Origin of the sequence: Bradyrhizobium sp. S3.2.6, assembly GCF_040546885.1 — a bacterium.
GTDB classification, from domain to species: domain Bacteria; phylum Pseudomonadota; class Alphaproteobacteria; order Rhizobiales; family Xanthobacteraceae; genus Bradyrhizobium; species Bradyrhizobium cytisi.
Genome location: NZ_JBEPOS010000006.1, coordinates 72,952 through 96,217, shown reverse-complemented (window position 1 = coordinate 96,217; position 23,266 = coordinate 72,952). Strand labels below are relative to the sequence as shown.

The following is a 23,266-nucleotide window of genomic DNA, read 5'->3' as shown; positions in this document are numbered from 1 at the left end:
TCGATGTTGAACAGGGTGGGCCTGATCGCGCGCGGGTTGGCCGCCGCGCTGCTGGTTCTCGTCTCCGCGCGGCCCGCCGCCGCAGACGAGCGGCGGCTTCCCGTGCCGGCGATAGCGATCCGCGCCGGTGAGCTGATCAGGGACGACATGATCACTGAGCGCGTCTTTGCGCCGAACGTGCTCGGTGTCGCCATGTTCATCGAAGGGCGTCAGGTCCTGGTCGGCCGCATGGCGCGGCGGTCGTTGCTGCCGGGCCAGCCGATTCCAACCAATTCGGTGGAGGATCCCTTCACCATCGCCCGCGGTGCCATGGTCAAGGTCGTGGTTGAAGACTCTGGCCTGTCGATCGTGACCTACGGCGCGGCCATGCAATCCGGTGCGCCTGGCTCGCTCATTACCGTGCGAAACACCGACACGGGCGTGATGATCAGGGCCATCGTCCAGCCGGACGGCACGGTCAAGGTCGCGGACGGGTCATGACCAGAGTCCTGATCGCGCTTCTCCTCATCGTTTCCGCCGCCAGCGCCCAGGCTGCCGTCCGCATCAAGGACATCGCGGACATTAAGGGATTGCGCGAAAACCAGATCGTCGGCTACGGCCTCGTCATCGGCCTTAACGGCACCGGCGACACCCTGCGCAACGCGCCGTTCACGGAACAGTCGCTGCAGTCGATGCTCGAAAACATGGGCATCAATGTCCGGAACGAGACGACGAGCACGAACAATCCGTCGCGGCCGACGACGCTGCGCACGCGCAACGTCGCCGCCGTGATGGTGACCGCCGACCTGCAGCCGTCGATCGGACCGGGCGAGCGGATGGACGTGACGGTGTCGTCGCTGGGAGATGCGACGTCTCTGCTCGGCGGCACGCTGGTGATGACCTCGCTGCGCGCGGCGGACGGTGCGGTCTACGCAGTGGCACAAGGTGCGGTCACGGTCGCCGGTTACAGCGTCGGAGGCCAGGCCCAGAACGTCAGCCAGGGCACGCCGACGGCGGGCCGCATTCCGAACGGCGCGCTGGTCGAGCGCGAGGTGCAGGGCAGCCTGCACGAGATGGAATACCTGGTGCTCGAGCTGAAGAACCCCGATTTCGTCACTGCGACGCGAATCCTCGACGCCGTCAATCGCTATGCCGGCGGCCGTTATCGCGCCCAGATCGCCTTCGAGCGCGACTATCGGACCATCGTGCTGTCCAAGCCACGCTATGTCGGACCGGTCCGCTTCCTCGCCGAGATCGGCGAACTCACCGTCGAGCCAGACACGCCGGCGCGGGTGGTGATCAACGAACGCACCGGAACGGTGGTGATCGGTCGCGACGTGCGAATCTCCACTGTCGCCGTCACCCACGGCAATCTGACGGTCCGTGTCACCGAGCTGCCCGTGGTGTCGCAGCCGGCGCCGTTCTCGCAAGGCCAGACGGTCGTGGTGCCCCAGACCATCGTCGAGGCCAACGAGGCCGGGTCGCAGGTGGCGATCCTGAGCGGTGTCGACCTCCAGCGCCTCGTGCGCGGGCTGAACCAGATCGGACTGAAGCCGTCCGGCATCATCGCAATCCTCCAGGCGATCAAGACGGCGGGCGCGCTGCAGGCTGAAGTCATCGTGCAATGATGCACAAGCGTCGTGCAAGCTTGGTCGCTCAATGCTCTGGTCTCGACCGAGAATCGCACGCGATCCGATGCTGAAGCTGGACCACATAGCGCAACTTCTTCTCCTGGCCGCGATGTTGGCGCTCGCGGGCGCTTCGCCCGCGCTGGCGCTGGACGAGCCGAAGTCGTCGAAGCCGCTCAATTTACTTTCCTTCGCCCGTGCTCGCGCGCCCGGCCCGCAGAAGTCGCACGCTCCGGCGACGCCGGTCCAGAGCGATAATTGGAGGGCAACAGCCTGGGCGGCCGAAGATTCGGGTCCCGCCATCACGGGAGCGGTCCCGACAGAGGCTCCTCCGCCGGCACCGGCCCCCGCACCTGTGCCGACGCGTCCGGCGAAGTCCGGCAGCGTCGCGGCGCCGCCGAAGCCGGCGCCGGCTCAAGCTGCCGCGCCTGGGGACAACGAAGTTGCGCTGTTCTGCAGCAACGTGGCCGATCCCGCCGTCGACGCCAGGCTCGCATGGCAGCTGAAAGAGCTGGAGAAGGCTGAGAGCCTGCTGCGGGAGCGGATCGTCGAAGTCGAGGCCAAGCGCGCCGAATACGAGAAGTGGATGGCGCTGCGCGACGACTTCCTGAAGAAAGCGGAAGCGAGCGTCGTCGAGATCTATTCGCGCATGAAGCCGGACGCTGCCGCCACGCAGATCGCCGGCATGGCGGACGAGACGGCCGCCGCGGTGCTCGCAAAGCTCAGCCCGAGGAGTTCGAGCGCAATTTTCAACGAGATGGAGACCGGGCGCGCAGCACATCTCGCCGACCTGCTCGGTGGAATGCGTCGCGTGGATGACGGGAAGACCAAGTAATGAAGAAGCCGATCCTCCTCCTGTCGCTCGTGCTTCTTGGCGGATGCTCCCATGATCCGGCAGAAATCCTGACCGGCCCGAAACTGTCGCCCGTGGGCAGCGGCCTGAGGACGCCGGCCGAACCGATCCCGGTGACGCCCCGCATGCGCACGCCCGTCAGCTATCGCTCGACCTGGGATGACGGCACCGACCTCTACCGCGATCCCCGCGCCCGGCGCGTCGGCGACGTGGTCACGGTGATCATCTCGATGCAAGACAAGGCCAAGCTCGACAACAAGACCAACCGCGCGCGCGATTCGCAGATCCAGTTCGGGCTGAACTGGCTGATGGACGTCGCAGGATGGCAGGACAAGGGCCAGGCCAACGCCAACCTCAACACCAATTCCCAGATCAAGGGCAACGGCCAGATCGACCGCTCCGAGGACATCAAGCTTTCCATTGCGGCGGTCGTCACCGACGTGTTGCCGAACGGAAATATGATGATCAGCGGGTCGCAGGAATTTGGTATCAACACGGAGATGCGCGTGCTCAACGTCGGCGGTATCGTGCGTCCACGCGATATTTCGCGAACCAACACGATCTCCTACGAGAAGATCGCCGAGGCACGCGTGGCCTATGGCGGTCGCGGAAATCTGTCTGACGTGCAGCAACCTGGATGGGGTCACCGGATCTATGATGCCGTGGCACCGTTCTGAGACTCGCGCGTCGTGGGAGCAGGGGGCGTCATGCGCCTGATTGCCGCCATCGTCGTGCTGACCCTGGTCGCGATCGGCGCGGGCGCGCTTGCGGGCCTGCACCTGTTTGCCGCTGCCGAGCGCGTTGCCGACGCAAAGAAGGGGGCCACCCCGCCGCCGGTCGCGTCGAGCTACGCCGGCAGCGCGCGGCTCCGGAAGTTGTCTCCGATCGTGACCAATCTCGCGTCGCCGGCCAACAATTGGGCCCGGGTCGAGGCCTCCATGGTGACCGACAGCATGAGCGACGAGGATGCCGGCATCCTGGCCGCTCACATCAGCGAGGACATCGTCACTTACTTGCGGTCCGCCTCGGTCACGCAGTTCGAAGGCACGCGCGGGCTCCAGCATCTGCGCGACGACCTGTCCGAACGCGCCAGCATCCGCTCGTCCGGCAAAGTCCGCGAATTGATCATTGAGACGTTGGTGATCCAGTGAAATTGAGAGTCCTGCTGCTTGCATCGCTGCTGGTCGTGCTGCCCGAGGTAGCGTTCGCCCAGATTCCGGACCTCAATTCGCTGCTGCCGCCGGGCAACGGCTCGACCAGCGGCCGCATCATCCAGCTCATGGCGCTGCTGACGGTGCTGTCCGTCGCACCGGGGCTGCTCATCATGGTGACGAGCTTCACGCGCTTCGCCGTCGCGCTCTCCTTCCTACGCGCCGGCCTCGGCCTTCAGACGACGCCTCCGAATCTCGTGCTGATCAGCCTCGCCATGTTCATGACCTTCTACGTCATGGCGCCGACCTTCGATCGCGCCTGGGAAACCGGCGTGCAGCCGCTGATGAAGAACGAGATCTCGGAGGAAGAGGCTTATCTGAAGATCAGCGATCCGTTCCGCGAGTTCATGCTGGCGCATGTGCGCGACAAGGACCTGCAGACGTTCGAATCGCTCGCCGCGGAAAGCTTTCGCAGGAAGTTCGACGACAAGCGCATCGACATGCGCGTTATCATCCCGGCGTTCATGATCTCCGAGCTCCGGCGTTCGTTCGAGATTGGCTTCCTCATCATCCTGCCGTTCCTCGTCATCGACATGATCGTGGCGACGCTGACCATGTCGATGGGCATGATGATGATGCCGCCGTCGATCCTCGCGCTGCCGTTCAAGGTGCTGTTCTTCGTGCTGATCGACGGCTGGAACCTGCTCGCCTCCGGACTGGTGCGGTCGTTCTCATAACAACGGTGATCGCCAGGCGGCCGGTTATGGTTAGCGAAGAGTAATATTAACCATATGATTTTGCTGCGGAATTCAAGCCCGCCTTAATCCGGAAGCAAGATTCGGCGTGCTAGCAATGCGGCACGGCGGGTTGGACCCACCCATATCAGTCCAAAGGCATGATGCCGCCCCTCCGTACCGGTGAAAGCCCGGTATGTCCCCCTCGTGAAAATGTAACGCGTACATCAAAGGGACATTCGCAATGTCAAGCCTGCTTACGAACTCGACTGCCATGACCGCCCTCCAGACCCTGCGGTCTGTGAGCTCCCAACTCGCCACCACGCAGACCCGCATCTCGACCGGCCAGCGCGTCTCGACCGCTTCGGACAACGCCGCCTACTGGTCCATCGCGACCTCGATGCGCGCCGATAACGCCGCGCTCTCCGCGGTCTCCGACTCGCTCGGTCTGTCGGCCGCGACTGTCGACACAGAATATACCGCTCTGACTTCGGTTGTCGGCGACAGCACCGGCGGCCTGACCAAGCTGCAGTCGCTGCTGGTCGAAGCCAAGACCGCGGGTATCGACCGGACCAAGATCCAGGCCGACGTCACCCAGATCCAGCAGCAGATGCAGGGCACCGCCGCGGCGGCAACCTTCAACGGCGTGAACTGGCTGAGCACGACGACGGCCACGCCGGCGACGGTCGACCTGGTGTCGTCGTACTCCCGCGTCGGCAGCACGCCGACCACCGGCTCGATCACGCTGACCACTGCCAACTATGCGCTCTATAGCTCGTCCACCACCGGTATCCTGGACACGGTGAGCGGTGGTGCATCGGTCAACACGATCGACATCTCCACGCTGACCGATTCAGCGGCCGACCAGACCACGCTCGATGGCTACATCGCGAAGGTGACTTCTGCGATCAACTCGGTGGCTTCCGCTGCCGCGAACCTCGGCGCCGTGAAGAACCGTATCTCGACCAACACGGACTTCGTGAAGTCGCTGATGGACTCGGTGACGCGCGGTATCGGCCAGCTCGTCGACGCCGACATGAACCAGGAGTCCACCCGGTTGTCGGCTCTCCAGGTCCAGCAGCAGCTCGGCGTTCAGGCGCTTTCGATCGCCAACAGCAGCAGCCAGAGCATCCTCTCGCTGTTCCGCTAAGCCTGAAAACCATCTGGGGGAGGGCCGCGCTTCTCGCGAAGCGCGGCCCTTCTCGTTTGATGTGACGTTCCGCGCACGCCGCAATTTCGGCTGCGCTGTTGCGGCCAGGACACAGGGCCACAAGCCCCGCACAAGCTTCGCGCGCTACGGTCGCTGCTACGACAGGTTGGGCCTTCTTTTCCGCAGCCCAAAGGCATGACGCCGCCCTGTCGTACCGGTGCAAGTCCGGTATGTCCCCAAATCAACTCTATCTTCAAAGGGACATCAAAATGGGTTCTAGCCTTCTCACCAACTCCGCCGCAATGACCGCGCTGCAGACGCTGCGCAACGTCAGCTCCAGCCTCCAGACCACTGAAAACCGTATCTCGACCGGCCAGCGCGTGGCCACCGCTTCGGACAACGCCGCCTACTGGTCGATCGCGACCTCGATGCGTGCGGACAATGCCGCGCTTTCCGCCGTCTCCGACTCGCTCGGTCTGTCGGCCGCGACCGTCGACACCGAATATACCGCTCTCACCGCGGTTGTCGGCGACAGCACCGGTGGCCTGACCAAGCTGCAGGCGCTGCTGGTTGAAGCCAAGACCGCCGGCATTGATCGCACCAAGATCCAGGCCGACGTCACTCAGATCCAACAGCAGATGCAGGGCACCGCCGCGGCGGCAACCTTCAACGGCGTGAACTGGCTGAGCACGACGACGGCTACGCCGGCGACCTTCGACCTGGTGTCGTCGTTCTCCCGCGTTGGTGGCACGCCCACCATCGGCTCCATCACCCTGACGATCTCCAACTACTCGCTCTATACCTCGTCCACCACCGGCATCCTGGACACCGTGAGCGGTGGTGCGTCGGTCAACACGATCGACATCAGCACGCTGACCGATTCGGCGGCTGACCAGACCACGCTCAGCGGCTACATCACGCAGGTCACCGCTGCGATCAACTCGGTGGCTTCGGCTGCCGCCGACCTCGGTGCTGTCAAGAACCGCATCTCGACCAACACGGACTTCGTCAAGAGCTTGATGGACTCGGTGAATCGCGGTGTCGGTCAGCTCGTCGACGCCGACATGAATGCGGAATCCACCCGCCTCCAGGCGCTCCAGACCCAGCAGCAGCTCGGCGTTCAGGCGCTCTCGATCGCCAACCAGAACAGCCAGAGCATCCTCTCGCTGTTCCGCTAAGCCTGAAAACCAACTGAGGGGGCCGCGCTTCTCGCGAAGCGCGGCCCTTATCATTTTGGCCTGCGTTGTTCGAACGTCAAAGGCGCGATTTCGCGCCTCGAATTGCGGTCCGGTCACGGAGCCACAAGCTTCGCACAAACTCCGCATGCTATCGCGGCCGTTACGACAGGTTGAGCGCGCTTTTCCGCAGCCCAAAGGCATGATGCCGCCCTGTCGTACCGGTGCAAGCCCGGTATGTCCCAAAAATTTCAATTCGTTTTCAAGGGGACGTCAAACATGAGCTCCAGCCTTCTCACCAACTCCGCCGCAATGACCGCGCTGCAGACGCTGCGCAATGTCAGCTCCAGCCTCCAGACCACCGAAAACCGGATCTCGACCGGCCAGCGCGTCGCGACCGCTTCGGACAACGCTGCCTACTGGTCGATCGCGACCTCGATGCGTGCGGACAACGCCGCGCTCTCCGCCGTCTCCGACTCGCTCGGTCTGTCGGCTGCGACCGTCGACACCGAATATACCGCTCTGACCGCGGTTGTCGGCGACAACACCGGCGGCCTCACCAAGCTGCAGGCGCTGCTGGTCGAAGCCAAGACCGCCGGTATCGACCGCACCAAGATCCAGGCCGACATCACCCAGATCCAGCAGCAGATGCAGGGCACCGCCGCGGCGGCAACCTTCAACGGCGTGAACTGGCTGAGCACGACGACGGCTACGCCGGCGACCTTCGACCTGGTGTCGTCGTTCTCGCGCGTTGGTGGCACGCCCACCATCGGCTCCATCACCCTGACGATCTCCAACTACTCGCTCTATACGTCGTCCACCACCGGCATCCTGGACACCGTGAGCGGCGGTGCGTCGGTCAACACGATCGACATCACCTCGCTGACCGATTCGGCGGCTGACCAGACCACGCTCAGCGGCTACATCACGAAGGTCACCGCTGCGATCAACTCGGTGGCTTCGGCTGCTGCCGACCTCGGCGCCGTCAAGAATCGGATTGCGACCAACACGGACTTCGTCAAGACCTTGATGGACTCGGTGACGCGCGGTGTCGGTCAGCTCGTCGACGCCGACATGAACGCGGAATCCACCCGCCTTCAGGCGCTACAGACCCAACAGCAGCTCGGTGTTCAAGCGCTCTCGATCGCCAACCAGAACAGCCAGAGCATCCTCTCGCTGTTCAAGTAAGCTCCCGCTTCGAAGACGGCCGTGCTCCCAAGGGAGCACGGTCCCCCGCCGTGACCGGCGGAAGTGACGGCACATGATGTGCCCGTAATCGACCTCCTGACGCCAGTCCTGATGCAGCAGGCTGCAGCCGATCGCGCGGTGACGCGTTCGATCGCCAGTCCATTGCCGTCGGACTACCTGCGTCGTCCGATGTTCTTGTAAAATTGCATCGCCTCGCCTGCGAAGCGACGCACTCGCGTTTTCGCGCAACCTTCAGGCAAGGTTGACAGCGGAGTGTCCTCACCATTCGCATTGGTACGAGGTCATATGTTCAGTCGCGCGCAGCTACAGCAGCTGCTCAACAATCTGCTGGAACTTGGGCCGCGACGTCTGATGGCCTTGGGATTGATCGGCTTCGCCGTCCTCGTCACCGTGGTCGGGGGCGCTTATTACCTGAGCCGACCGGAATTCGAGTCCCTCTATACCGGCCTGAACCGGGAAGACGTGACGCGTATCGGCGCCGCACTGCGCGAGCAGAACATTGCCTTCGATATCAGCGCAGCCGGCGATGCCGTCTCGGTACGGCCGAGCCAGACCGCGCAGGCGCGGATGCTGCTGGCCGAAAAGGGGCTGCCGACCAGCGCCAATTCCGGCTACGAGCTGTTCGACAAGATCGGATCGCTTGGGCTGACCTCCTTCATGCAGGAGGTCACGAAGCTTCGCGCGCTTGAAGGTGAGATCGCGCGCACTGTCCAGCTGATGAAGGGCGTCAAGGCGGCGCGGGTGCACATCGTGATGCCGGTGCGCGGCTCGTTCCGCGCGACGCAGCAGCCACCCTCCGCATCGGTCGTGCTGCGCACAGACGGTGCGCTCGAGGCGCGCACCGCGCAGTCGATCCGCCATCTCGTCGCGGCGGCCATTCCCGGCATGACACGCGACAAGGTCACCGTGCTCGATGCCGACGGCTCGATGCTGCTGGCCGAAGAGGACGAGGTCAGCGCCGCGCCGACCAAGATGGCGAGCCTCCAGAAGACGGTCGGCGGAATGGTGCAGGAAAACATCCGCAAGGCGCTGACGCCCTATCTCGGCCTGGACAATTTCGAGGTCAGCGTCGCGCCGCAGCTCTCCACCGACAAGCGCCAGATCAACGAGACGGTCTACGATCCGGAGACCCGCGCCGAGCGTTCGGTCCGCAATGTTCGCGAAAACGAAAAGTCGTCGAACGCCGACCGCTCGACGCCGACGACCGTCCAGCAGAACCTTCCGGACCAGCAGGTCAACGCCGGCGGCACCAAGAACTCTAGCGAGGACAAGACGCGCCGCGAAGACGTTACCAATTTCGAGGTGTCGTCCAAGACCACGACGACCGTCAGCGACGGTTACTCGGTCAAGAAACTCTTCATCGCCGTGCTGGTCAACCGCACGCGGCTCGTCGCCGACCTCGGCGACAAGACCAACCAGGCCATTGTCGACAGCAAGCTCGCCGAAATCAGCCAGCTCGCAGCGACCGCAGGCGGACTAGACAAGGCGCGGGGCGACCAGATCCAGGTGACTGCGGTCGACTTCGTGGAGGGCTCGCGCGAGCTCGCGCCGGTGCCGCCGATCAGCTTCGTCGAGATGATGAACAAGCAGCTCGGTAGCGTCATCAACGCGGTGACGATCCTGGCTGTCGCCTCGATGCTGGTCTGGTTCGGGCTTCGACCCGCGGTCAACGGCATTCTGACTCATCGCGCCGCGCAGGAGCAGACCGAGGCCGCCGAGGCCGCCGAGCTCGAAGCTGCCTCGGCCCTCGCATTGGCCGACAGCCAGGACCCCGAGCTCAACCTCGTCGAGGACCTCGAAGGCAAGATGCAGCGTACGCCGCAGAAGCGGCTGGAGCAGATCGTCCGCCTCGATCAGATGCAGGCGGCAGCAATCCTTAAAGACTGGATGCGACGCGAGGAGGCGGCATGAACGCGGCAATCGGAAAACTCCTGACGCAATTCGACGCGAACGGCCGGGCCAAGTCGCCGCCGCCTCCGCTTCCGAAGATCCAGGACGTCCTGACGAGAAAGGACGTCCGGCGCGAGCCTCAATCGCAGCCGCAGCCTCAACCGCAGCGTCAGGCGCAGGCGCATCCGCAACTTCAGCCGCCTCCGGCACCCGCGCCGGAAGCCGCGCCGGTCAATTTGCTCGAAGACGCCTATCGACGCGGCCATATCGCAGGCCTTTCGGAAGGCGAATCCAAGCTCGCCGAAGAGCGCGTCCGCAGCGCGATCCGGCTCGGCGAGGAGCGGGCCAAATGGTCCGACCAGCAGGCGGTCGCGATCGTCAACGGTTTTGACACGGCCTGCCGCGAGATCGAGAGCAACATTGCAAGCTCGGTCGCGCGGATATTGCTGCCGTTCCTCGCCGAGGCGGTCCGCGACAAGGCGATCGGGTCCCTGGTCGAGCAGATCTCGACGCTGACCTCGAATTCCCCGGTGCCGGCGTTCCGCGTAACCGGACCCAGCGAGCTCATCGACCTCGTCAGGACGCAACTCAATCTGGCCGGCCGCTCTGGCGTCGAATACCAGTCCGCTGACACCGTCGAGGTCCGCGTCCTCGCCGATCAGACCACGATCGAGACGCAGATCTCGACCTGGATGGATCGGCTGAAAGAGGCGCACCGGTAGTTTCACCATGGAGGAGGTCAAGCACGAGCTCGTCATTATCCGTCGGCGGAGCGCTTTCGAAGACGAGAAGGCGCACGGTGGCGTTTGGAAGATCGCCTATGCGGACTTCATGACCGCGATGATGGCGTTCTTCCTGGTGATGTGGCTGCTCAACGCGCTCAACCAGGACCAGAAGCAGGTGGTTGCGAGCTACTTCAACCCGATCAAGCTCGCGGAGAACGCACCCGCGCCGAAGGGACTGAAGGATCTCACCAAGAAGGAGCCGACGACGTTCGAGGGGCAGGATGGCAAGCGCCAGCCGTCCGGCCCGAACGAGGAGCGCCGCGGCGACTCGCCGACGGCCGAGAAGCCGCCCTTCTACGAAGAGAAGGTTCTGTTCCGCGATCCCTACGCAACGCTTGCCGAAATCGCGGCGAGCTCGAACCAGGCCTCGGGCCAGCGCCGCGCCGGTGCGCTGACCTCGGCCGAAGAGGATGGCCTCAAGGGCGGTGATGCCTATCGCGATCCGTTCGATCCCGGCTATTGGAAGCTTGCGCCCGAGGCTTCGAAGGAGGCCGACAGAATCATGGAGGGCGAGCCGAAGCCGAATGCTTCCGTGCGCGACACTCCGGCCGGCACAAATCAGGGTGAGCCGCGCCGCGGCAGGACCGATGATGCCGGCGGCAGCGTGGCCCTCGACGCGCAGGCGTCGTCCACGAGCCAGTCGCCGTTGCTGCCGCCAGGACCGGCGCCATCATCGTCGGCGCGCGACGGCAGCGTTCAGCCGAACACGCAGGCCAGCGTCGTGCCGCAGGCACGTCCGACCGACGCTCCGAAGGAATCCGAGCAGCGTGACGCGGTGCAGGCCCAGCAGCCGACCGTCAAGCAGCTTCAGTCTGCGATCGCCGATGCCCTCTCGGATATCAAGGCCGGCGCCGGGCCGGTGGCCGAGGTCCGTCAGGTCGAGGAGGGCTTGCTGGTCAGCCTGACCGACGATGCGAGCTTCGGCATGTTCGCGGTCGGCTCGGCCGAGCCGCGGCCCGAGCTCGTTCGCGTCATCGACAAGATCGGCCCGCTGATCGCGAAGCGCCGCGGCATGATTATCGTCCGCGGCCATACCGACAATCGGCCCTACAAGTCGGATAATTACGATAATTGGCGGCTGTCCACGGCGCGCGCGCAGATGGCTTATTACATGCTGGTCCGCTCCGGCGTCGATGCGCAGCGGATCGAGCATGTCGAAGGCTACGCCGACCGGCGGCCAAAGCTTCAGAACGATCCGGCTGCCGCCCAGAATCGACGGATCGAGATCCTGATCCGGGAGAAGCGCTCTTGACCAGGCCGCTGCTCCGCGCCGCGATGCTGATGGTGCTGTCGCTCGTGGCGACACGCGCATCTGCCGAACCGACGGCGCCGTCCGGGGAGCCGTTTGAGCTCGTCCGCGCGCTGCAGGCGGTGCAGGACGGTATCGCCAATGGCGACACCGCGGCGCATGCCAGCCACATCGCGCTGATCCGGCAGATCGGCGAAAAATTTCTCGCCGCCGACGCGAGCGTGTGGAGCAATCCGCAGAACGGCCAGGCGGTCGTGATCTATCTGCTCAGCGGCGGCGCTCCGCAGATTGTCCGCAAGCTGCCGCGCGACAAGATCAATGTGGATGCGCGGCTGTTCGACGGCGCGCTCGCTTATGTCGAAGGCCGGCAGGACGAGGCGAGGGACTTGCTCAAGGACATCAAGCCGCGCACGATCTCGTCCGGCATGGGCGGGCAGGTGGCGCTGGTCCAGGGCGCGCTGTTCGCTCGCTCCGAGGCTTCGCTTGCGATCGAGCGTCTCGACGACGCGCGCCTGCTACTGCCCGGCACGCTGGTCGAGGAGGCGGCGCTGCGGCGCGAGATCCTGCTGGTCGGGCAGGCGGAGGATTTCGACAAGTTCGAGTTCCTGACGCTCGCCTATATCCGCCACTACCGCAACTCGGTCTATGCCAGCGATTTCTGGCAGCGCTTCTCCACGGGCCTGACGCAATCGACCCTTGCGCTGGATGATCGCCGCTTTGCGCGGATCGCGGCGCTGCTGGAACAGGTCGACCGCGCCAGCCGCCTCAAGCTCTATCTGGTGATCGCGCGCGGCGCGCTGGTTCGCGGCAAACTCACCGTTGCCCGGCTCGCAGGCGAGCGGGCGCTGACGCTCAGCGCCGATGCCACGCCCGATCGCGAGCGCGCCCATTTCTACCGCGGCGCATCCCGCGCGCTTACTGACGAATATGACGGCGGCTTTGCCGAGCTGAAGGCGCTCGACAGGACGAAGCTGGCGGAGCGCGACGTCCTGGTCCTCAATGCAACCCTCCAGCTCGCGCTCGATGTCCGCAAGCCGATTGCAGGTCCGACTGCTGCCATGTCGGCCGACAAGCCGCCGCTCACGCCGGCGCGGATCGATCTCGCGTCGTCGAACGCAATGCTCGCGCGCGCCCAGACGCAGCTCGGCGAACTGGAGCTTCTCACCAAGGATCGCCGTCCATGACCAAGCTTAGCGGAACTTCCGGACAGCTTTTCGCAGGCCTCGCCGAAAGTCTTACGCGTGGGGTATCCCGTTCGGCGAAGGGGACGGCGACGACGGGCGCGAAAACGGCGGACGATTCATCGTTTCACGATCTGCTCCACACCGTCTCGAACATGGCCAAGCGGGCGCTGGACGATCAGGGCAGCGAGGCGACTGCAAAAGATGCTTCAGTACGCCCGCGCCTGGCTCAGCTGACCGAGCCCGACACGCCAAAGGACGAGCCGGTGCACGAGCGCCCCGAGGAGCCCAAATCGTCGACCAAGAAAGACCCGGTCGATCAAACGGCGAAGGAGGACGTCGCGAGCAGATTGAGCGTTCCGACGATCGCGGGGCAGGAACTCGCCGCCGCGCAGGCCGTGACGATGCAGACGCCGCAGCCGTCGAACGACAAGAAGGACAATTCGACCCGCGACGAACGGCCTTCCGCAGCGAAGCGCGAGATTCAGAGCATCACAGACGCAAGGGCGGGGACGGCAGATGCCGCGCGTTCCGCCGCAGCGTCACCGACCGTCGCGCCATCGACTGTCGCGCGTTCCACGGCCGATGCCTTCGGGCCGCACCCGCATCCGGCCGCGGCGAGCCAACAGGCGATGCCGGAGGAAAGCGACGTTCAACCGAAAGCCATGCCCGCTGCCACATCCGGGTTCGAAGCCGTCACGGCGAATGTCGAGCGCGCCGCAAAGTCCGCAGGCCGCGACGCCCTGCCGGAAACGACCAAGGTCACGGTGGTTCAGCAGGAGACGCATCTGCCTCCCGTGCCGCAGTTCAGCGCGACCCAGCAGGTCGCAAACGCAGTGGTGTCGGAGCTGAAGGGATCGCCAGCGCCGGCCGCCTCCGCCGCGGCTGATCTCGTGGGCGCCCGGAGCAATTCGCCGGATCAGCCGGTCAAGATCCTCACCGTCAATCTCGAGCCGCCCGATCTCGGCAACGTCACCGTGCGCCTTCGTCTTGTCGGCACCGAGGTGTCGGTTCAGCTTGCCGCGCAACGCAAGGACACCAGCGCGATGCTGGATCAGCAGCGTGACCAGATTCGCGACCTGATGCAGTCGGCGGGCTACGTGGCAGACGTCGCGCCCGTACAGCACGGCTCACTCGACGGATTCAGGGCCGGATCCGGCCAGTCGCAGCCACAGCTCCCGGGTCAGCAACAGCAATCATCCCAGTCGCAAGGCGCGTTCAGCGGCGCGGGCACGTCGTCCGGTCAGTCGGACGGCGGAGCCAGGCAAGCCCGGCAGGATCAGCAGCCCAACCAGGAGGCACGCCATGACCAGGACGTGGCGCCGCATACTCGTCGCGGCCCTGTTTATCTGTAGCGCAGGCGCCGGCAAGGCGGCGGCGACCGACACTGCGCGCCCCTGCGAGCGCGAGATGGCGCGCGCCTCGCAGCAGCACGGGATTCCGCTCGGCATTCTCTATGCCGTCGGCCTCACCGAGACCGGCCGGCGCGGTGCACTCTATCCCTACGCGCTCGGTGCGGAAGGGCAGACCGTGTTCGCCAAGGACATGGATGATGCGATGGCGAATTTCGAAGCGATGCGAGCCAAGGGCATCAAGCTGATCGATCTCGGCTGCATGCAGATCAATCACTATTTTCACGGCGACAAGTTCACGTCGGTGCGGGCGATGTTCGATCCGGCCAGGAACGTCGACTACGCCGCACGCTTCCTCAAGGAGCTGAAGCAACGCGAGGGAAGCTGGACCATGGCGGTCGCCCGCTACAATGCCGGCCCCAACAATCAACCGGCGCAGAAGCGCTACGTCTGCCACATCGTCGCGCATCTCGTCTCCAGCGGATTCGGCGCATGGACCGACAAGGCGCGCTCGATATGCCAACCCAAAACAACATGAAGAAACAACGTGAAATGACGATGCATCGCATGAAGTTGTGCATCGTGACGGACCATCAGCCCCGCGCAAGCAAGACCCCCCATTGTAACGACAATCTGCCAAAGGAGACCAATTCATGAGCCTGTATGGTGTTATGCGCACCGGCGTTTCCGGGATGAACGCGCAATCCAACAAGCTGTCGACGGTCTCGGACAACATCGCGAACGTCAACACGGTCGGCTACAAGCGGGCTTCGACGGAATTTTCCTCGCTGATCCTCAAGAGCGGCTCCGGCAATTACGATTCCGGCGCGGTCGAGACCACGGTCCGCTACGCCATCACCGATCCCGGCAACCTCCAGTTCACGACTTCGACGACCGACCTCGCGGTGCAGGGCAACGGCTTCTTCGTCGTGCAGGATACCAACGGCAACAACTTCCTCACCCGTGCCGGCTCGTTCGTGCCCGACAGCACGGGCAACCTCGTCAACACGGCCGGCTTCCGGTTGATGGGCTACAACATCCAGAACGGTGCTGCGCCCAACGTTTCCGCCAACGGCTTCGGCGGCCTCCAGGTCATCAACGTCAATCAGATGGCGCTGCAGGCCTCGCCGTCGACGCTGGCGACCGTGGCTGCCAATTTGGATCCGAGCGCGGCGCTTGTCGCCACGCCGGCCGCCGCAGCAGGCCCGGGCAACTACACGTCGAAGACGTCGATGGTGACCTATGACAACATCGGCAACGCGGTGACACTCAACGTCTATGCGGCCAAGACCGGCGCGAACAAGTGGGACGTCGAGGTCTACGATCCGTCCGGAGCCATGCTGACGGGCGGTCCCTCCGCCGCGACAACGTTCAAGTTCGACGTGAGCTCGACCGGAAAAGGCAAGCTGGATCTGGTTGGGCCGCCGCCGAGCGCGACGTCGCTCACGGTTCCGATCCCTGGCGGCTCGGGCACCTTCAAGATCGACATGTCGGCCATGACCCAGGTCGCATCGAGCTTCGACTTCAAGGCGACCGTCGACGGCAATGCGCCGTCCGCCGTGGACAAGGTCGATATCGACTCCAAGGGCGTGGTCACCGCGGTGCTCAAGAACGGCACCCAGCTGCCGAGCTTCCAGATCGCGCTCGCCACCGTGCCGAGCCCGGACCATCTGACGCCCGAGGTCGGCAACGTTTATTCGCCGAACCTGGACTCCGGAAACGTACAGGTCGGCCTGGCTGGCCAGGGCGGTCTCGGAACCATTCAGTCCGGCGCGCTGGAAGACTCCAATGTCGATCTCGCGGACGAATTGACTTCGATGATCGAGGCGCAGCGTGGCTTCACCGCGAACTCGAAGTCGTTCCAGACCGGCGCTGATCTGCTCGACGTCGTCGTCAACCTGAAGCGCTGATTCCCTCGGCGCCGATCCCGGGCAAGAGAACGTTCAAGAGCACGCCATGTCCCTCACCTCAGCCCTCGACTCCGCCCGCAATTCGCTCATGGCGTCGGGCGTGCAGTCGTCGACTGTCTCGCGCAACATCGCGGGCGCCAGTTCGACCGGTTATTCGCGCAAGATCACGGTGCTGGACAATCTTCCCGGCGCCGGCGTCTACGTGGCGGCGATCCAGCGCGCCGCGAGTTCAGGTCTGTACAGCAACGTCCTGACCGCGACCTCCGCGGCCGCCACGCAGAGCGCGATCTATGACGGTCTGCAGAAGATCGCATCTGCCACGGTGGACGATCCGCAACTCGACCAGTCGCCGACGGCGCAACTCAATGCGCTGAAGCAGGCGCTTCAGCAATATGCCAACGCCCCGGACAATACCACGCTGGCCCAGGCCGCCGTCACGTCCGCCAAGGACATGGCGACCGCGCTCAACCAGGCAACCCAGACCGTGCAGTCGGTCCGCGAGGGCGCGGATGCCGACATGAACATTTCGGTCCAGAACATCAACCAGCTGCTCTCCCAGTTCCAGACCGTCAATACGGCGATCGTGAAGGGGACGATCGCCGGCGACGACGTGACCGATTATCTCGACCAGCGCGACAGCATCCTCTCGAAGCTGTCGCAGGAGGTCGGCGTCACGATGTCGATCCGCACCAACGGCGATGCCGCGCTCTACACCGACAGCGGCGTGGTGCTGTTCGACAAGACGGCGCGGTCGGTGAGCTTCGCCCCGACCACCTCCTATTCGGCGAGCATCACGGGGAATGCGGTCTTTATCGACGGCGTGCCCGTGACCGGTGCCAATTCGGTGATGCCGATCAAGTCCGGCAAGCTCGCCGGTCTCGCCCAATTGCGCGACAACGACACGGTCACCTATCAGAGCCAGCTCGACGAAATCGCCCGCGGCCTGATCAATGATTTCAAGGAAAGCGATCAGTCGACCGTCCCGACGCTGGCCGACAGGCCTGGCCTGTTCACCTATCCCCTCGCGCCGACGATGCCCGCGAGCGCCACCGTCTCGGTGGGCCTCGCCGGCACGATCTCGGTTGCCGCATCGGTCGATCCGGCTCAGGGCGGCAACCCCAATCTGCTGCGCGACGGCGCGATCAGCGGCAACGTCGCCTATCAATATAACACCGCCGGCAGCGGCGGCTATTCGACCCGGCTGCAGCAGCTCATCAGCAACATGGATGCGTCGCAGCCGTTCGATGCGACCACGCAGGGCAAGCCGAACGGCAGCCTGATCGACTACGCGTCGTCGTCGACGAGCTGGATCGAAAACCAGCGCAAGACCGCCAACGACAGCTCCCAGTACCAGAGCACGCTGCTCGACCGCAGCACGACGGCGCTGTCGAATGTCAACGGCGTCAACATGGACGACGAGATGTCGTTGATGCTTCAGGTCGAGCGTACCTATTCGGCTTCGTCGAAGATCATTTCGACCGTCGACCAGATGTTGCAAGCCTTGCTAGCCGCCGTGGGGAATTAGTCATGATGAGCGCCAACTACATTTCCACCCTGATGTTGTCCTCGTCGTTGAGGTACTCGATCACGAACAACCAGGCTGCGCTGAGCAAGGCCTCGACGGAGGCGACCACCGGCCGCTTCGCCGATGTCGGCCTCGAGCTCGGTGCCACGACGGGAGGCGACGTCACCCTGCGGGCGGACATGAGCTTCGCCGACCAGCTCGTCGATACCAACGGGCTCGTCGCGGGGCGGCTGGACGTGACCCAGGATCGCATCACCCAGCTCAGCTCGACCGCAACGGACTTCCTCAAGGACCTGATCGCGGCCCGCAGCACTGACGGCGGCGGGCGGATCATCCTGCCGCCGGCGTCCTCCAACCTGCAGGACCTGATCGGCGCGCTGAACATCTCCTATAACGGCTCGTATCTGTTCTCGGGCATCAACACGCAGAACCAGCCGATCACGCCTTACACCGCCGGCTCGGCCAGCAAGAACCAGGTCGATGCGGATTTCGCGGCACCGCCACCGACGGGCTTCGGCTTCCCCCAATCCTCGCCCAGCGTGAGCAGCATTACGCCTGGTCAGATGCAGACGTTCCTCAACACCACCTTCGACGCCGAGTTCGCAAGCCCGGCCTGGAACGCCAAGTGGTCATCAGCCACCGACCAGGTCATGCAAAGCCGCATCTCCACGACAGAGATCGCCGACACCTCCGTCAGCGCCAACCAGATCGGCTTCCGCAAGCTCGCCGAGGCCTACACCATGATGGCTGATCTCGGGAATGCGAACCTGAACCAGCCGACGTTCCAGGTCGTCGTGGACAAGGCCATCGGCCTCGTCGGCAGCGCCATCACAGACCTTGCTGCGCTCGGCGGCAGCGTCGGCACGGTCCAGCAGCGGCTCACCACCGCGACCGACAAGCTCAAGACCCAGAAGGACATTCTGAACAATCAGATCGTCGGCATGGAGCAGGTCGATCCGACGGAAGCGTCGGTGCGCGTCAATGCGCTGCAGACCCAGATCCAGACGGCGCTCGCGCTCACCTCGCAGCTCCAGAAGATCAGCCTCATCAACTATCTCTGAGTCAGCGCGGCGGTCGCGTTCGCTTTTAGTTTCTTGCAATTTTTCTGCGCAGAGTTGTCCGGATGACTTTTGAAGCCTACGAAACGGTCGTTGAAGACAGCGGCTACGAGGCGCGCGGGCGCGAGCGGCAGGCGCTCAGCCTCGGCATCGACCGGCTGGAGCGGCTCCAGAAGGAGCACCACAGCAGGGAGGATCAGGTCCAGAGCCTGCTCTACGTCCGGCGGCTGTGGACCATCTTCATCGAGGATCTCGCGCATCCGGAGAACGGACTGCCCGAACAGCTGCGCGCCGATATCATCTCGATCGGCCTGTGGGTCGTCAAGGAAGCCGATCGCCTTCGTGAAGAACGATCGAACGACGTGATGCATCTCGTCGAAATCAACCGCATGATCCGAGACGCGCTTTAATGAAGATTTCCTTGCGGGCGGGCGAACGAGTCTACATCAACGGCGCGGTGCTGCGCGTGGACCGCAAGGTCTCGCTCGAGCTCGTCAACGACGTGATGTTCCTGCTCGAAGGGCAGGTCATGCAGGCCTCCGACGCCACCACGGCGATGCGCCAGCTCTATTTCATCGTCCAGCTCATGCTGATGAACCCGACGGATATCGGTGCCGCCGCCTCGCTCTATGGGCAGCACCACGCGGCCCTGCTCGCTGTGTGCGAGAACCACGAGATGCTGCACGGGCTCGCCGCGATCGACGAGATGGTCGGCGGGACCCGCTATTTCGAGGCACTGAAGCGGATCCGGGCGCTGTTTCCCCTGGAGCAGGCGATCCTCGCCGGCGCCACCACCGAATCCCCATTCGAGGCTGCCTGACAGCGGAGAGGCACATGAACGTCCCCAGCGCGACCGATACCACAAGCACCAATTCGACGAACTCGACCTCGTCCCCTACGGCCACGTCGAGCAACACCGTCGACTACAACACCTTCCTGCAGCTCCTCATCGCCGAGATGAAGAACCAGGATCCGACCAATCCGATGGATACGTCGCAATATATGAGCCAGTTCGCCCAGCTGTCGTCGGTCGAGCAGGCGATGCAGACCAATACGAAGCTGGATTCGCTGCTGTCCTCGCAGGCGCTGTCGCAGGCGGACGGGCTGATCGGGAAAAACGTCAGCTTCACCGACTCGACCGGAGCGACCTTCACCGGCAAGGTCGCCTCGATCTCGATCAACAGCAATGGCTCCGTTGCAACCCTCGATGACGGCACCAAGGTCGCGGTCGGCCCCGGCCTCACGATCAGCTAGCCATGAACGAGCGGGACGCCCTCGACATCATCCAGGCGGCGATCTGGACCATCCTCGTTGCCTGCGGACCCGCCGTCGGCGCCGGGATGCTGGTCGGTGTCGGTATCGCGCTGATCCAGGCCCTGACCCAGATCCAGGAGGCGACGCTGACCTTCGTTCCGAAGATCGTCGTCATCCTCGTGGTCGTCGCCGTCTCCGGCTCCTTCATCGGCGCACATATCTCCACCTTCACCGAGATGGTCTATTCGCGGATCGAGCACGGCTTCTGATCCGCGGAACGCTCCGGCCACCACCCCCGCGTAAGCTTTGCGGGGCAAATTGCAGGGCGGACCCTGCTGCCGGTGACCCATGGCCGATACTTTAGTTGCTAGCCTGCCGAACCCGCGACGTTTCGGCGCGGATGCCTTCTTCGCGGGCGGTATCGTGGCCATGCTCACGATCCTGTTCCTGCCGATACCTCCGTTCCTGATCGACCTTGGCCTTGCCTTCTCGATCGCGCTGTCGGCCCTGATCCTGATGGTCGCGCTGTGGATCCAGCGTCCGCTCGATTTCTCCGCGTTCCCGACCGTGCTGCTGATCGCGACGATCCTGCGGCTGGCGCTCAACGTCGCGACGACCCGACTGATCCTGTCTCGCGGCGGGGAGGGCGAACAGGCTGCGGGCCATGTCGTTGCCGGCTTCTCGAAGTTCGTCATGGGCGGCGACTTCGTCATCGGCCTGATCATCTTCGCGATCCTGGTCACGGTGAATTTTGTCGTGATCACCAAGGGCGCGACGCGCATCGCCGAAGTCGGCGCACGCTTCACCCTGGACGCCATCCCGGGCAAGCAGATGGCGATCGACGCCGACCTGTCGGCGGGCCTGATCGATGACAAGGAAGCGCAGCGCCGGCGCCGCGAGCTCGAAGAGGAAAGCTCCTTCTTCGGCGCGATGGACGGTGCCTCCAAATTCGTCCGCGGCGATGCCATCGCCGGCCTGATCATCACCGCGATCAACATCTTCGGCGGCATCATCATCGGCGTCACCCATCACGGTCTGACGCTGTCGCGCGCTGCCGACGTCTACACAAAACTCTCCGTCGGCGACGGTCTGGTCACGCAGATGCCGGCGCTGATCGTGTCGCTTTCGGCGGGCCTCCTGGTCTCCAAGGGCGGCACCAGGGGGTCGGCGGAGCAGGCGGTGCTGCGGCAGCTCGGCGGCTACCCGCGCGCGGTGTCGGCGGCGTCGCTGATGATGTTCGTGCTCGCCCTGATGCCGGGGCTGCCGATGGCGCCATTCGTGCTGCTGGGCGGCGTCATGGCCTTTGTCGGCTACTCGCTGCCGAGGCGGCAGGCTGCCGCGCAACAGAAGGCGGCGGCGCGCAAGGCGGAAGAGCGTGCGCAGAGCGATGCCAAGGAGTCCGTCAAGGAATCGCTCAAGACCGCCGAGATCGAGCTGTCGCTCGGCAGCCATCTGTCGGTCCATTTGCTCGGCTCGCGCAACGAGCTTGCCCACCGCGTCAGCAAGATCCGCAAGAAGTTTGCCAAGCAGTATGGTTTCGTCGTTCCCGAGATCAAGCTGTCGGACAGTCTATCGATCGACCCGAAGGGCTACCAGATCCGGATCCACGATACCCGCGTCGCTCATGGCGAGCTCAGGATCGGCGAGGTGATGGTGCTGGTGGACAAGGACGGCAAACCCGACGTACCCGGCGACGAGGTGATCGAGCCTGCGTTCGGCATGAAGGCGCTGTGGGTGACCGAGGCCTTCACCGATGAGGTCAGGCGGCAGGGCTGCAAGCCGGTCGACAATCTGTCGGTGCTGCTCACGCATCTGAGCGAGGTGCTCAGGGCGAATCTTCCTCAGCTCCTGTCCTACAAGGACATGCGCGGACTGCTTGACCGGCTCGAGCCGGAGTACAAGCGCCTGGTCGACGATCTCTGTCCGTCGCAGATCTCCTATTCGGGCCTGCTGGCGATCCTGAAGATCCTGCTGGGCGAGCGGGTGTCGATCCGGAATCTTCATCTGATCCTCGAGGCGATCGCCGAGATCGCGCCCCATGTGCGGCGGTCCGAGCAGGTGGCCGAGCACGTGCGCATGCGCCTGGCTCAGCAGATCTGCGGCGATCTCTCCGACAATGGCGTGCTCAACGTCCTTCGCCTCGGCAACCGCTGGGATCTCGCCTTTCACCAGAACCTGAAGCGCGATGGCAAGGGCGACGTCGTCGAGTTCGACGCCGACCCGCGCCTGATCGAACAGTTCGCGACCGAAGCCAGTGCTGCGATCCGGAAATTCACCGAGGACGGCACCAGCGTAGTGCTGGCGGTGACCCCGGAAGCCCGCCCCTATGTCCGCATGATTCTGGAACGGGTGTTCCCGACGTTGCCGATCGTGTCGCATGTCGAGGTCGCTCGCAGCGCCGAGATCCGGGCGCTCGGAGCCATCTCGTGATCAGCGGCCTCGCCGACAACGTGCTCGCTACGTTCATCGTGTTCTGCCGTATCGGCTCCTGCCTGATGCTGGTGCCGGGCTATTCCAGCACCAACATTCCGCCGCAGATCCGCCTGTTCGTCGCGCTCGTCACGACGTTCGCGCTGTCGCCGATTCTGGTTTCGGTCCTGAAGCCGCTCGTGGACGATGCGCCGCCGTTGACGCTCGCGCTGCTGATCGGAACCGAGCTCCTGGTCGGCAGCGTCATCGGCCTCGGTGGGCGCGTGTTCTTCCTCGCGCTCCAGACCATGTCCACCGTCATGGCGAGCGCGATCGGGCTCAGCAACATCCCGGGCGTGCCGATCGGCGACAACGATCCGACGCCGGCCTCGGTGCCGCTGATCATGGCCGCGGTCACCACCCTGTTCTTCCTGACCGACCAGCATTGGCAGGTCCTGCGCGGGTTGATGAACTCCTACGACGTCTGGCATCCCGGTGAGAAACTGAGCGGCGAGATGGCGCTGAACCAGCTCGCGACCCGCCTTACGGACGCGTTCGTGCTGACGCTGCGGATCACCAGCCCCTTCATCGTCTATTCCGTCATCGTCAATTTTTCGGTCGGCCTCATCAACAAGCTGACGCCGTCGATTGCGGTCTATTTCGTCTCGGTGCCGTTCGTCTTGGTCGGCGGTCTCCTGCTGCTCTACCTCATCAGCGACGAGTTGCTGACGCAATTCATGCTCGGCATGTCGTCATGGCTGGCGGGATGACGGG

Annotated in this window: 24 protein-coding genes; all 24 read left to right on the top strand. The window is 64.3% G+C overall.

What is annotated here, in order from left to right:
* Positions 1-3: 3 nt before the first annotated feature.
* The 24 genes from flgA (at position 4) to fliR (ending at position 23,262) form a co-directional block, all read left to right on the top strand.
* The gene (flgA, locus tag ABID58_RS14350; protein ID WP_246229652.1) at positions 4-480 is read left to right on the top strand and encodes a flagellar basal body P-ring formation chaperone FlgA; all 477 of its coding nucleotides are present in this window, start codon (positions 4-6) and stop codon (positions 478-480) included.
* Positions 477-1,607, top strand: coding sequence for a flagellar basal body P-ring protein FlgI (gene flgI, locus ABID58_RS14345; protein ID WP_148749544.1), 1,131 nt, complete (start codon positions 477-479; stop codon positions 1,605-1,607). The genes flgA and flgI overlap by 4 nt, the downstream gene beginning before the upstream one ends.
* A 67-nt stretch (positions 1,608-1,674) precedes the next feature.
* Complete coding sequence (locus ABID58_RS14340; RefSeq protein ID WP_354033113.1) at positions 1,675-2,442, top strand: MotE family protein; 768 nt, start codon at positions 1,675-1,677, stop codon at positions 2,440-2,442.
* Positions 2,442-3,137 (top strand): flagellar basal body L-ring protein FlgH, encoded by a 696-nt coding sequence (gene flgH / locus ABID58_RS14335; RefSeq protein WP_148749542.1) that lies wholly within the window; start codon positions 2,442-2,444, stop codon positions 3,135-3,137. The genes ABID58_RS14340 and flgH overlap by 1 nt, the downstream gene beginning before the upstream one ends.
* A gap of 30 nt (positions 3,138-3,167) precedes the next feature.
* Positions 3,168-3,611 carry a flagellar basal body-associated FliL family protein gene (locus ABID58_RS14330; protein ID WP_148749541.1) on the top strand — a complete coding sequence of 148 codons (444 nt, stop codon included), beginning with the start codon at positions 3,168-3,170 and terminating at the stop codon, positions 3,609-3,611.
* A complete protein-coding gene (gene fliP / locus ABID58_RS14325) occupies positions 3,608-4,348 on the top strand; it encodes a flagellar type III secretion system pore protein FliP (RefSeq protein ID WP_148749540.1) in 741 nt (246 codons plus the stop codon). Before ABID58_RS14330 ends, fliP begins: the two co-directional genes overlap by 4 nt.
* Positions 4,349-4,589: 241 nt before the next feature.
* Positions 4,590-5,495 (top strand): flagellin N-terminal helical domain-containing protein, encoded by a 906-nt coding sequence (locus ABID58_RS14320; RefSeq protein WP_148749539.1) that lies wholly within the window; start codon positions 4,590-4,592, stop codon positions 5,493-5,495.
* 269 nt (positions 5,496-5,764) lie between these two features.
* Entirely contained in the window at positions 5,765-6,673 is a 909-nt protein-coding gene (locus tag ABID58_RS14315) for a flagellin N-terminal helical domain-containing protein (protein WP_148749538.1), read from the top strand.
* Between the two features lie 276 nt (positions 6,674-6,949).
* Positions 6,950-7,858 carry a flagellin N-terminal helical domain-containing protein gene (locus tag ABID58_RS14310; RefSeq protein ID WP_354033112.1) on the top strand — a complete coding sequence of 303 codons (909 nt, stop codon included), beginning with the start codon at positions 6,950-6,952 and terminating at the stop codon, positions 7,856-7,858.
* 306 nt (positions 7,859-8,164) lie between these two features.
* Entirely contained in the window at positions 8,165-9,790 is a 1,626-nt protein-coding gene (gene fliF / locus ABID58_RS14305) for a flagellar basal-body MS-ring/collar protein FliF (protein WP_354033111.1), read from the top strand.
* A complete protein-coding gene (locus ABID58_RS14300) occupies positions 9,787-10,491 on the top strand; it encodes a hypothetical protein (protein WP_354033110.1) in 705 nt (234 codons plus the stop codon). The genes fliF and ABID58_RS14300 overlap by 4 nt, the downstream gene beginning before the upstream one ends.
* A 7-nt stretch (positions 10,492-10,498) precedes the next feature.
* Positions 10,499-11,806, top strand: a complete 1,308-nt coding sequence (locus ABID58_RS14295) for a MotB family protein (protein ID WP_354033109.1) — start codon at positions 10,499-10,501, stop codon at positions 11,804-11,806.
* Positions 11,803-12,987: a chemotaxis protein gene (locus ABID58_RS14290; protein ID WP_354033108.1), complete on the top strand. Its 1,185-nt coding sequence runs from the start codon at positions 11,803-11,805 to the stop codon at positions 12,985-12,987. The genes ABID58_RS14295 and ABID58_RS14290 overlap by 4 nt, the downstream gene beginning before the upstream one ends.
* Complete coding sequence (gene fliK / locus ABID58_RS14285; protein ID WP_354033107.1) at positions 12,984-14,339, top strand: flagellar hook-length control protein FliK; 1,356 nt, start codon at positions 12,984-12,986, stop codon at positions 14,337-14,339. Before ABID58_RS14290 ends, fliK begins: the two co-directional genes overlap by 4 nt.
* The gene (locus ABID58_RS14280) at positions 14,290-14,874 is read left to right on the top strand and encodes a transglycosylase SLT domain-containing protein (protein ID WP_354033106.1); all 585 of its coding nucleotides are present in this window, start codon (positions 14,290-14,292) and stop codon (positions 14,872-14,874) included. Before fliK ends, ABID58_RS14280 begins: the two co-directional genes overlap by 50 nt.
* A 115-nt stretch (positions 14,875-14,989) precedes the next feature.
* Positions 14,990-16,246, top strand: a complete 1,257-nt coding sequence (locus tag ABID58_RS14275; protein ID WP_354033105.1) for a flagellar hook protein FlgE — start codon at positions 14,990-14,992, stop codon at positions 16,244-16,246.
* A gap of 46 nt (positions 16,247-16,292) precedes the next feature.
* The gene (flgK, locus tag ABID58_RS14270) at positions 16,293-17,771 is read left to right on the top strand and encodes a flagellar hook-associated protein FlgK (RefSeq protein ID WP_354033104.1); all 1,479 of its coding nucleotides are present in this window, start codon (positions 16,293-16,295) and stop codon (positions 17,769-17,771) included.
* 2 nt (positions 17,772-17,773) lie between these two features.
* Positions 17,774-18,832: a flagellar hook-associated family protein gene (locus ABID58_RS14265; protein WP_354033103.1), complete on the top strand. Its 1,059-nt coding sequence runs from the start codon at positions 17,774-17,776 to the stop codon at positions 18,830-18,832.
* Positions 18,833-18,894: 62 nt separating this feature from the next.
* Positions 18,895-19,239: a flagellar biosynthesis regulator FlaF gene (gene flaF, locus ABID58_RS14260; protein ID WP_148749527.1), complete on the top strand. Its 345-nt coding sequence runs from the start codon at positions 18,895-18,897 to the stop codon at positions 19,237-19,239.
* Positions 19,239-19,649 (top strand): flagellar biosynthesis repressor FlbT, encoded by a 411-nt coding sequence (gene flbT, locus ABID58_RS14255; protein ID WP_354033102.1) that lies wholly within the window; start codon positions 19,239-19,241, stop codon positions 19,647-19,649. Before flaF ends, flbT begins: the two co-directional genes overlap by 1 nt.
* A gap of 14 nt (positions 19,650-19,663) precedes the next feature.
* Positions 19,664-20,083: a flagellar hook assembly protein FlgD gene (gene flgD, locus ABID58_RS14250; RefSeq protein ID WP_148749525.1), complete on the top strand. Its 420-nt coding sequence runs from the start codon at positions 19,664-19,666 to the stop codon at positions 20,081-20,083.
* Positions 20,084-20,085: 2 nt separating this feature from the next.
* Positions 20,086-20,352 (top strand): flagellar biosynthesis protein FliQ, encoded by a 267-nt coding sequence (gene fliQ, locus ABID58_RS14245; RefSeq protein WP_148749524.1) that lies wholly within the window; start codon positions 20,086-20,088, stop codon positions 20,350-20,352.
* Between the two features lie 79 nt (positions 20,353-20,431).
* Positions 20,432-22,513: a flagellar biosynthesis protein FlhA gene (flhA, locus tag ABID58_RS14240; protein WP_354033101.1), complete on the top strand. Its 2,082-nt coding sequence runs from the start codon at positions 20,432-20,434 to the stop codon at positions 22,511-22,513.
* Complete coding sequence (fliR, locus tag ABID58_RS14235; RefSeq protein WP_354033100.1) at positions 22,510-23,262, top strand: flagellar biosynthesis protein FliR; 753 nt, start codon at positions 22,510-22,512, stop codon at positions 23,260-23,262. Before flhA ends, fliR begins: the two co-directional genes overlap by 4 nt.
* The last annotated feature ends 4 nt before the right edge of the window (positions 23,263-23,266 follow it).

What these genes read in the sequence shown, in the direction of transcription:
- flgA (WP_246229652.1), top strand. Translation starts at nt 4, where the DNA reads ATGTTGAACAGGGTGGGCCTGATCGCGCGCGGGTTGGCCGCCGCGCTG.
- flgI (WP_148749544.1), top strand. Translation starts at nt 477, where the DNA reads ATGACCAGAGTCCTGATCGCGCTTCTCCTCATCGTTTCCGCCGCCAGC.
- ABID58_RS14340 (WP_354033113.1), top strand. Translation starts at nt 1,675, where the DNA reads ATGCTGAAGCTGGACCACATAGCGCAACTTCTTCTCCTGGCCGCGATG.
- flgH (WP_148749542.1), top strand. Translation starts at nt 2,442, where the DNA reads ATGAAGAAGCCGATCCTCCTCCTGTCGCTCGTGCTTCTTGGCGGATGC.
- ABID58_RS14330 (WP_148749541.1), top strand. Translation starts at nt 3,168, where the DNA reads ATGCGCCTGATTGCCGCCATCGTCGTGCTGACCCTGGTCGCGATCGGC.
- ABID58_RS14320 (WP_148749539.1), top strand. Translation starts at nt 4,590, where the DNA reads ATGTCAAGCCTGCTTACGAACTCGACTGCCATGACCGCCCTCCAGACC.
- ABID58_RS14315 (WP_148749538.1), top strand. Translation starts at nt 5,765, where the DNA reads ATGGGTTCTAGCCTTCTCACCAACTCCGCCGCAATGACCGCGCTGCAG.
- ABID58_RS14310 (WP_354033112.1), top strand. Translation starts at nt 6,950, where the DNA reads ATGAGCTCCAGCCTTCTCACCAACTCCGCCGCAATGACCGCGCTGCAG.
- fliF (WP_354033111.1), top strand. Translation starts at nt 8,165, where the DNA reads ATGTTCAGTCGCGCGCAGCTACAGCAGCTGCTCAACAATCTGCTGGAA.
- ABID58_RS14300 (WP_354033110.1), top strand. Translation starts at nt 9,787, where the DNA reads ATGAACGCGGCAATCGGAAAACTCCTGACGCAATTCGACGCGAACGGC.
- ABID58_RS14295 (WP_354033109.1), top strand. Translation starts at nt 10,499, where the DNA reads ATGGAGGAGGTCAAGCACGAGCTCGTCATTATCCGTCGGCGGAGCGCT.
- fliK (WP_354033107.1), top strand. Translation starts at nt 12,984, where the DNA reads ATGACCAAGCTTAGCGGAACTTCCGGACAGCTTTTCGCAGGCCTCGCC.
- ABID58_RS14280 (WP_354033106.1), top strand. Translation starts at nt 14,290, where the DNA reads ATGACCAGGACGTGGCGCCGCATACTCGTCGCGGCCCTGTTTATCTGT.
- ABID58_RS14275 (WP_354033105.1), top strand. Translation starts at nt 14,990, where the DNA reads ATGAGCCTGTATGGTGTTATGCGCACCGGCGTTTCCGGGATGAACGCG.
- flgK (WP_354033104.1), top strand. Translation starts at nt 16,293, where the DNA reads ATGTCCCTCACCTCAGCCCTCGACTCCGCCCGCAATTCGCTCATGGCG.
- ABID58_RS14265 (WP_354033103.1), top strand. Translation starts at nt 17,774, where the DNA reads ATGATGAGCGCCAACTACATTTCCACCCTGATGTTGTCCTCGTCGTTG.
- flaF (WP_148749527.1), top strand. Translation starts at nt 18,895, where the DNA reads ATGACTTTTGAAGCCTACGAAACGGTCGTTGAAGACAGCGGCTACGAG.
- flbT (WP_354033102.1), top strand. Translation starts at nt 19,239, where the DNA reads ATGAAGATTTCCTTGCGGGCGGGCGAACGAGTCTACATCAACGGCGCG.
- flgD (WP_148749525.1), top strand. Translation starts at nt 19,664, where the DNA reads ATGAACGTCCCCAGCGCGACCGATACCACAAGCACCAATTCGACGAAC.
- fliQ (WP_148749524.1), top strand. Translation starts at nt 20,086, where the DNA reads ATGAACGAGCGGGACGCCCTCGACATCATCCAGGCGGCGATCTGGACC.
- flhA (WP_354033101.1), top strand. Translation starts at nt 20,432, where the DNA reads ATGGCCGATACTTTAGTTGCTAGCCTGCCGAACCCGCGACGTTTCGGC.